Origin of the sequence: Algoriphagus oliviformis, assembly GCF_017254915.1 — a bacterium.
GTDB lineage: Bacteria > Bacteroidota > Bacteroidia > Cytophagales > Cyclobacteriaceae > Algoriphagus > Algoriphagus oliviformis.
In genome coordinates, this window is sequence record NZ_JAFKCT010000041.1 from 1 (window position 1) to 437 (window position 437).

Here is a 437-nt window from a genome sequence, read left to right on the forward strand (position 1 = left end):
AGATCCTCAACACCGATCAGGGAAGCCAGTTTACCTCGGAAGTCTTCACCGCGACGGTGAAGTCCAGCGGCATCCGCCTGAGTATGGACGGCAAGGGAAGGGCGATTGACAACGTGTTTATCGAGCGGTTCTGGCGAACCATCAAATACGAAAAGATCTACCTCAATCCGCCCCGGGACGGACTGGATCTCTACGCACTGGTAGCCGAATACACGGATTACTACAACCATCGGAGAAGGCACTCCAGCCTGGATCACCGCATCCCGGCGGAAGTCTATTCCCTGGTCGAACAGGTGGCATGAAAACGAGTTTCCCACATTCCCACACTTCTTGAAAATCTAAATAGGGATTTTCAGGTGTGGAAATATGGAAAACTCACGCCCTTCCTGTATACTTGACCTCAAACCATTCCTGTCCTAAAGATTGGGGAATGCTCA

General features: G+C 51.3%; 1 protein-coding gene. It reads left to right on the top strand.

The genetic code is table 11. The features are described from left to right. On the top strand, positions 1-302 hold a 302-nt coding region (locus tag J0A68_RS22490), incomplete at its 5' end, for an integrase core domain-containing protein (protein ID WP_206580505.1). Positions 303-437 lie beyond the last annotated feature (135 nt).